This is a genomic window from Sphingomonas pruni NBRC 15498 (assembly GCF_001598455.1).
GTDB classification, from domain to species: Bacteria; Pseudomonadota; Alphaproteobacteria; order Sphingomonadales; family Sphingomonadaceae; genus Sphingomonas; species Sphingomonas pruni.
Map to the genome: position 1 here is coordinate 25,654 of NZ_BCYZ01000052.1, position 7,267 is coordinate 32,920.

Consider the following 7,267-nt stretch of genomic DNA (forward strand, 5'->3'; position numbering starts at 1 on the left):
CATTAATAATACACCAGGGTGCCCGCCACGGCAAGCCCTGCTCGTCAGCCGTTCATCAATTTGTCCATCGTCTTCTGATGGAGCCAGATGTTCATCGTCGCGGTGTCGTTCTGGTCGCCTGTATAGCCGAGCTCGGTCGCGAGCTGCTTGCGCGCGTCCAGACTCGAATCCTGGCCGATCGCCTTCATCAGGTCGACGATCGATTCCTTGTAGTTGAGCGGTTCGCCACGCGCTTCGGCGTGCTTTTCGAGTACCGCGTAGATCTGATCCTCGCTCAACGTCGCCGGCGGAGGAGGAGGGGGAGGCGGCGGGGCCGCTGCCTCGGCGGGAGCGGGAGCAGGGGCCGGCGCGGGCGCTGGTGCGGCCGAGCCGAAAATGGCGTCCTTGATCGTACCGAAGATGCTCATGCTATTCTCCTCACATATCCACCCCGGATGACACAGGCTTAGGTCCTGCGCCCACGACCGGCAATGGCCGTGACCGGTCCGGTAGCGTCAGCCTGTTCCGGTTACGTGACATATTTTTTTCGGGGCTGATTTGTTCGCGCGGCTGGGGCATTGGGGCTGGATGCCGCAACCAGGGGACCCTTCTCGCGCCGAATCCTCGTCGCCGATCCACTTCGTGGAGTTCGTCGCGCTGATCGCCGTGCTGATGGCGCTGGGCGCGCTCGGCATCGACACGATGCTGCCCGCGCTGCCGGAAATCGGCCAGGATCTGAATGCTGCCGCGCGCGATCTGCCGCTGGTGATCGTGATGTTCTCGGGCGGATTCGGCGCGGCGCAGCTGATTCATGGCCCGCTGGCCGACCGCTATGGGCGGCGGCCGGTGCTGGTCGGGTCGATGGTGCTGTACGTCCTGATGAACCTGGTCTGCGCAATGGCGAAGAGCTTCGACCTGCTGCTTATTTCGCGGGTGTGCGCGGGAGTGGCGATCGCCGCGACGCGGGTGGTGACGATCGCGCTGATCCGCGATTGCTATTCCGGGCGGGCGATGGCGCGGGTCAGCAGCCTGGCGGTGATGACCTTCATGATCTTTCCGATCATCGCGCCGAGCATCGGGCAGTTCATCCTGCTGATGGGATCGTGGCGGCTGATCTTCAACATGATCGCTATCGTCAGCGTGGTGGTCGTCCTGTGGTTCGTGGCGCGCATGCCCGAGACATTGCCGCCGGAACGCCGCGTGCCGCTGGAGGCCAAACTGCTCCTGAGCAATTGGAAGCGCACGCTGCAGGACCGGCTGTCGGTCGGCTATGCCGCGGCGGTGATCGGGCTGCAGGGGGCGCTGTTCGGCTATATCACCAGCATCCAGCCGATCGTCGAGAAGGTGTTCCATCAGCCCAAGCGGCTGGGTCTGATCTTCGCCGCCTGCGCGGTGACGATGGCGTGCGGCAATCTGCTCAATTCGCGGATCGTCATGTGGCTGGGCATGCGGCGCATATCGCATGGCGCGATGGTCGTACTGATCGTGGCGGCGTCGGCCAGCCTGGTGATCAGCCATCTCGGCCTGGAGAATCTGTGGACCTTCGTCGCGCTGCAGGCAGTGACGATGGCGTGTTTCGGCCTCGCCGCGTCGAACTGCTCGGCGATGGCGATGATGAACATGGGCGAGATCGCCGGGACGGCGTCGAGCCTGCAGGGCTTCGTCGTTACGACCGGCGGTGCCGCGATCGGCGGGCTGATCGGCATGGCGTTCGACGGCACCACTACTCCGTTACACCTTGGCTTCCTGACCGCCGGAGTGGTAGCATTGGTGCTGGCGGCAATCGTCGAGCGCGGTCGCCTGTTCCGCCCGGCTTAGTGCAACGCCCGACGGAACTCGAAGCCCGCGTCGCCGTTCGCTTCCTAAGGGTCTGCACCCTTATGTCATGGAGACGGAAATGGGCGGATATCAGGTACCGGGCCAAGGATCGGGCGACGACGGCTATGACGAAGAGGGCTATGACGAAAGCCAGCGCGCCGAAATCCTGGAAGCGACGCGCGATGGACCGACCGACGGCACGATCCTGACCGACCTCGATCCCGATCTGGGCGACGAGCCGGAGGATGACGATGTCGAGATGTCCGCCGATGATGTCGGTGAGGAAGATGACGACGCCGACATGGCCGAGGGCGATATCGACGAGGATGAAGTCCAGGACGAGTTCGACGACGGCGATTCCGACGACGACGAACTGTCCGATGCCGATGACGAGGCGCTCAATCCGTGACGACGGGCGGTCGGCGTTGACGTTGCTCCGCGCCCGACCTTAGACTTCTGCCTCGACCTGATGCCGAAAGGGGAGGGCGATGCCGAGAGACCCGCGCGTCGATGCCTATATCGCGAGCAAGAACGACTTCGCGAAACCCATCCTCACGCATCTGCGCGATCTGATCCACGGCCATGCTCCGGCGGTCGAGGAAACGATCAAATGGAGCATGCCGTTCTTCACCTATAAGGGCACGCCGCTCGCCAATATGGCGGCGTTCAAGGAACATGCCGCGTTCGGTTTCTGGGATCGGCTGGGCCTCGCCACCGGCAAGGAAGGCGACGCGATGGGGCAATATGGCCGCCTGACCGATGTCGCGACGCTGCCGCCCGACGCGCTGTTGCTCGATCGGCTCGACCAGGCCCTGGCCAAGATCGATGCCGGTGAAAAGCCCAAGCGGCCGGCCCGCGGCAGCAAGCCCGAAGCGGAGGTGCCTTCCGCGCTCGCGGAAGCGCTGGCGGCGGACGCGCAGGCGACGGCGAATTGGAACGCCTTTCCGACGGGCTGCCGCCGCGAATATTGCGAATGGGTGTCCGGCGCCAAACGCGATGAAACGCGGGCCAAGCGCGTCGCGCAGACGGTTGAGCAAACCCGTGAGGGCAAGAAACTCAACTGGAAATACGAGAATTGCTGAGGGGGCCGGCGAGGTCGACGTTCAGATTTCCCCTCCCTGCTTGCAGGGAGGGGATCAAGGGGTGGGTTTAGCGACGGGCGAGGCTCGATGCCTCGTCCGGTGCTGTTTTGGCGATCGGCGGATGCGTGTCTGAAAGCGCGCAGACGCGCGCACCCACCCCCAGCCCCTCCCTGCAAGCAGGGAGGGGAGCTTCCGGAGGTCGCTTCCTTGGCAGTAAACTTGCCATTCCCATTTTGTATGATACGTTATCACGTATCTAATCGGGAGAGCACTCATGGCCAGCCGTACCGCCTATTCCCAACCGATCGCCGAGATGAACATCACGCCGCTGATCGATGTGTTGCTCGTGCTGCTGATCATGATGATCCTCACCCTGCCGATCGCCACGCACAAGGTCTCGGTCGACTTGCCGAGCGGGCCGGGCCATCCGGTGTCGCCCGACAAGGCGCACCGGCTGGAGATCGCCGCCTCGGGCGCGCTCAGCCTCGACGGCGTCACGATCTCGGAAAGCGCGCTGCCCGATCAACTGGTCGCGACGATGGCCGACAAGGATGCAACCTTGACCATCCGCGCCGACGCCGCCGCACGCTATGAGACGTTCGATCGCGTGCTGGCGACGGTGAAGCGCGCCGGCGTCACGCAATTGGGGTTCGTCGGCAACGATCAGTTCAAGCAGGTTTTCTGATCGGGGAACGACACGAGCGGACGAACGTTCACACGCCCTACAACCGCAATGCCCCGGGGGTTCCATCGTGCGCGCCGTTTTTCTTGTTCCGTTCCTGTGCCTTGCCGCCTGTTCGCAGCCGACCACGACCGGCAATAGCGAAGTCGACATCAACGATGCCGCCGACCGCGCCCAGGGCGACATCAGCACCTATAATAAAGTCGACAATGCGACCGAGGTCGCGACCAATGGCGGGACGGCGCCCGCGGCCACCGATGAGCCGCCGCTGGCGCCGGCCGAGCCCGGTCAGCCGGGTGGGCTGCCCGACGACCGGACGCCGGTTTCCGAGGGCAAGTTCACCCCCGACAGTGCGCAGGGCGCGGCGAACGTCGTTCAGATCTATTTCGCCAGCATAGAGGGCGGCAAATATGCCGCCGCCCGCGCTTTGTGGGGCAACGGCGGCGCCGACAGCAAAATGAGCCCGGCGGCGTTCTCGGGAAGCTTCGACAAATACAAGGAATATCACGCCAATATCGGCGGCCCCGGTGAGATCGAGGGCGCGGCCGGGAGCCGTTACGTCTCAGTCCCGGTGCAAGTCTATGCGCGGCTCAAGGACGGCCGGCCCGATTATCAGACCGGCACGGTCGTGCTGCGCCGCACCGTTGTCGACGGGTCGACGCCCGAGCAGCGCAAATGGCATATCTATTCGATCGACCTGAAGCCGGCCCCCGGCAAAGGCGGCGCGAAGCCGGGTGCGGATAGCGGAACCGGTGTCGGCGATAGCGGCACGCCGCCGGTGGTCAGCGCGCGCTATCGCTGCATGGACGGGACCAAATTCGGGGTGCGGTTCGACAACCGTGCCGACACCGCGGCGATCACGCGCAACGGCCGCATCGTGGCGACGCTCGATGGGCAGAAGCCGGCCTCCGGTATCTGGTACAAGCAGGGCCGGTACGAACTGCGCGGCAAAGGCGATGCGGCCACCTTGACGACGCCGGGCCAGCCGCCCATCGCCTGCACCGTCATTCGCTAACGAAAGAGATCGACCGGCATGTGGACGGTTGCCCTGCTCGCGCTGTCCAATTGTTTCATGACGATCGCGTGGTACTGGCATTTGAAGGGCGGCATGGACAAGCCGCTGTGGATCGTGATCGCGATCAGCTGGGGCATCGCCCTGTTCGAATATTGCCTGGCGGTTCCCGCCAACCGCATCGGCTATGCCGCCGGCTGGTCGGGCGGACAGCTCAAGGTCACGCAGGAAGCGATCGCGCTCACCGTGTTCGGCGTGTTCATGGTGACCGTGCTGGGTGAGCCGCTCGGCTGGCGGCATCTCGGCGCGTTCCTCTGCCTGGTCGGCGCAGTCGCGTTTCTGTTCGCGGGGAAGTAGGCGGGGCGCTACGCGGCCGCGCGGCCATACTGCCCACCGCCGTCATGCCGGGCTTGTCCCGGCATCCACCGCGCAACAATTCCCCATCTCGATTGTGGAAGAGTGGATGCCGGGACAAGCCCGGCATGACGACGCAAATTGGTATTCCGCCAATCAACACGTTCACGGCTACGCAATTTGGTCTTAGCCGGTTAGTTCCCCATCGCGTTGGCGAGCACCGCCAAGTCGCCATTGTCGACCATGGCGCCGGTCGCGTCGGTCTCCGCGGCAGCGCTGTTGTTGGTCACCGGATCGGGCGTGTTGGCGCTTGCGACATCATAGGCCGTCCAGATGATCCCGGCCGCCCAGAAGAGCGCCGACCATCGGCTGCGGAAGATTTTGGACGAGATCATCGCCGGACGATAGCCGGGTGCGGTTAACGCGCGCTCCGCAAAGCCGGTTAACGGCGGGATTGCCCGATCGCTCGCGCGGTCATAGCATCGCGCCGGTTCAACCAAGGGAGAGGCGCGATGACCAGGACGATGTCGGCATTGGTGCTGGTAATGGCGGCGAGCGTGCTGACCGCGGCCGCGGCGACGCGGCGCGACGATGCGGATCAGCTGATTGCGGCGCGGCAAGCCGGGTTCAAGCTGCAGGGCGCGGCCTTTGGCGGGATGAAAGGGGTGATCGATGCCAAGGGCGACGTGAAGACCCAGGCTTTCGCCGCCGGCGCGATCGCCGCGTGGGCGCGCGCCTTGCCCGGGCTGTTCCCCGCCGGCAGCGACGGCGGCACGACCAAGGCACTGCCGACCGTGTGGAGCGACCGCGCCGGGTTCGAGGCGGCCGCCGCGCACTTGGCGACCGAGGCGGGCAAGCTCGCCGATCTCGCCAAGGCTGGCGATCAGCCGGGCTTCGCGGCGCAATGGGGCGTGGTGCGCGGTGCGTGCTCGGCCTGCCACGACAAATATCGCGTGGCGGACAAACCCAAGGCGTGAGACGGGCGGCGGCCCGTCCCGACACATGTCCAAAATTTACAAGCCGTAGCAACGTCGCTGCGGCATGATGGCCGGCAGTTCGCCAGGTCATCCAATGGGTTGATCGGCGCGGCGCGGGAAGTCTTGCACCGGGGGGATGCGGCCTCCCGCGCCCCCTGATCGATGAAACTCCGACGGCGTCACGCGCCATTACGCGTCAGTCGGGCAGCACCTTGCCGCTGATCTCGCCATCCGGGAATTTGTCGGTGTGGACGTTGATCACGATCTTGCCGGCGTTCAGCGCGTCGACGAATTCCTCGAATGTATCCTGATCGTTGAGCAGCTTCGCGCCCTCGGCATAGGAATAGTTGCGCATCGACACGTGGAACCCGTTTTTGGTCGCGCGGTAATTGGCGCCATAGGGCACGGGCAAAACCGCATCGACATCGTCGGCGCTGCGATATTGGTGGAAATGGACCGGGCCGATCGGCTTGGCGACCAGGGCGTCGTTGAGCTGATCGAGCGTGATCCCCTGCACGTCGAGTTCGACCGAGACGCGTTGCGACTTGGTATCGACCTTGACCGTCACCTTGCCGTGCGCGGGCGATCCGGTGGTCGTCGGGATCGCGGTGCCGTCCAGCGTCGCGCGGAAACTCTCGGTCTTGGCGGCGGCGGGGGTGGCGATCGCGACGGCGGCGACCGCGGTCAGGACAGTCAGGGGAGTGAAACGCATCGAATCCTCTATTGGCGGACGAGCACGGCGCACGCGCTCGCGGCGGGTTACCTCAGGCAAGCTTGCCCCAGGATGAAGCGGTCAGACGGCGCCGGTGACGCGCGCGACCGCCAGCGTGTCGGCATATTGCTGGAACCCAATCGCGCGTCCACCGGCGATGCGCCAGACATGCGCCATCTGGGTATGCTGCGTCTTGCCGGTCGCCTTGTACGTGCCGACATAGCGGCCGAGCGCGATCACCGTATCGCCGCCATCGACGATCTCGTCGACCTGGACGCCGAACCCGTCCCACTCGGTCGCGCAACGCAGGAACACGCCCTGCGCCACGGCTTCGGGGCCGATATACGGGCTGTTGTCGGCATAAGGGAAATTCTCCGCCTCATGCCATTCGATGGCCGGATCCATCCGGCCCAGGATGCCGGGCACATCGCCCGTGGCGAAGGCATCGTAGATGGCGCGGATCAGATCGACATTGGCTGACATGGTTTCCCTCCCGATTTGCGGACGACCCTAGGCTCGACGTCCTGCTGGCGATAGGACGGACCCGACTAAGTCGATGATTCCCCAAATCCTCCCCATCGCAGATGGGGAGGGGGACCGGCGAAGCCGGTGGAGGGGCCGCAGCCGCGGAAGCGGCGAGGACGGGAGTTT

The 7,267-nt window shown here is 65.0% G+C and carries 11 protein-coding genes; 7 read left to right on the top strand and 4 right to left on the bottom strand.

Annotation, left to right across the window (positions count from 1 at the left end; genetic code table 11):
* Nucleotides 1–44: 44 nt before the first annotated feature.
* The gene (locus SPR01S_RS14985) at nucleotides 45–407 is read right to left on the bottom strand and encodes a DUF3597 domain-containing protein (RefSeq protein ID WP_066590744.1); all 363 of its coding nucleotides are present in this window, start codon (nucleotides 405–407) and stop codon (nucleotides 45–47) included.
* 160 nt (nucleotides 408–567) lie between these two features.
* Here SPR01S_RS14985 and SPR01S_RS14990 point away from each other — a divergent pair, with 160 nt between their 5' ends.
* The 6 genes from SPR01S_RS14990 (at nucleotide 568) to SPR01S_RS15015 (ending at nucleotide 4,930) form a co-directional block, all read left to right on the top strand.
* Nucleotides 568–1,797: a multidrug effflux MFS transporter gene (locus SPR01S_RS14990; protein WP_066590760.1), complete on the top strand. Its 1,230-nt coding sequence runs from the start codon at nucleotides 568–570 to the stop codon at nucleotides 1,795–1,797.
* A 79-nt stretch (nucleotides 1,798–1,876) separates the two neighbouring features.
* Entirely contained in the window at nucleotides 1,877–2,206 is a 330-nt protein-coding gene (locus tag SPR01S_RS14995; protein ID WP_066590763.1) for a DNA primase, read from the top strand.
* Nucleotides 2,207–2,285: 79 nt separating this feature from the next.
* Nucleotides 2,286–2,879, top strand: coding sequence for a YdeI/OmpD-associated family protein (locus tag SPR01S_RS15000; RefSeq protein WP_066590746.1), 594 nt, complete (start codon nucleotides 2,286–2,288; stop codon nucleotides 2,877–2,879).
* A gap of 274 nt (nucleotides 2,880–3,153) precedes the next feature.
* On the top strand, nucleotides 3,154–3,564 hold the full coding sequence (locus SPR01S_RS15005; RefSeq protein WP_066590748.1) for an ExbD/TolR family protein: 411 nt from the start codon (nucleotides 3,154–3,156) through the stop codon (nucleotides 3,562–3,564).
* A 67-nt stretch (nucleotides 3,565–3,631) separates the two neighbouring features.
* A complete protein-coding gene (locus tag SPR01S_RS15010; RefSeq protein ID WP_084251216.1) occupies nucleotides 3,632–4,576 on the top strand; it encodes an MliC family protein in 945 nt (314 codons plus the stop codon).
* A gap of 18 nt (nucleotides 4,577–4,594) precedes the next feature.
* Nucleotides 4,595–4,930 carry a DMT family protein gene (locus SPR01S_RS15015; RefSeq protein ID WP_066590750.1) on the top strand — a complete coding sequence of 112 codons (336 nt, stop codon included), beginning with the start codon at nucleotides 4,595–4,597 and terminating at the stop codon, nucleotides 4,928–4,930.
* Between the two features lie 191 nt (nucleotides 4,931–5,121).
* Here the strand turns inward: SPR01S_RS15015 and SPR01S_RS15020 are convergent, their stop codons facing one another.
* Nucleotides 5,122–5,322, bottom strand: coding sequence for a hypothetical protein (locus SPR01S_RS15020; protein ID WP_066590768.1), 201 nt, complete (start codon nucleotides 5,320–5,322; stop codon nucleotides 5,122–5,124).
* Between the two features lie 117 nt (nucleotides 5,323–5,439).
* Here SPR01S_RS15020 and SPR01S_RS15025 point away from each other — a divergent pair, with 117 nt between their 5' ends.
* Nucleotides 5,440–5,904 carry a c-type cytochrome gene (locus SPR01S_RS15025; protein WP_066590752.1) on the top strand — a complete coding sequence of 155 codons (465 nt, stop codon included), beginning with the start codon at nucleotides 5,440–5,442 and terminating at the stop codon, nucleotides 5,902–5,904.
* Between the two features lie 196 nt (nucleotides 5,905–6,100).
* Here the strand turns inward: SPR01S_RS15025 and SPR01S_RS15030 are convergent, their stop codons facing one another.
* Both SPR01S_RS15030 and SPR01S_RS15035 read right to left on the bottom strand, forming a co-directional pair.
* On the bottom strand, nucleotides 6,101–6,616 hold the full coding sequence (locus SPR01S_RS15030) for a CHRD domain-containing protein (RefSeq protein ID WP_066590754.1): 516 nt from the start codon (nucleotides 6,614–6,616) through the stop codon (nucleotides 6,101–6,103).
* A gap of 81 nt (nucleotides 6,617–6,697) precedes the next feature.
* Nucleotides 6,698–7,099, bottom strand: a complete 402-nt coding sequence (locus SPR01S_RS15035) for a nuclear transport factor 2 family protein (protein WP_066590756.1) — start codon at nucleotides 7,097–7,099, stop codon at nucleotides 6,698–6,700.
* Between the last annotated feature and the right edge of the window lie 168 nt (nucleotides 7,100–7,267).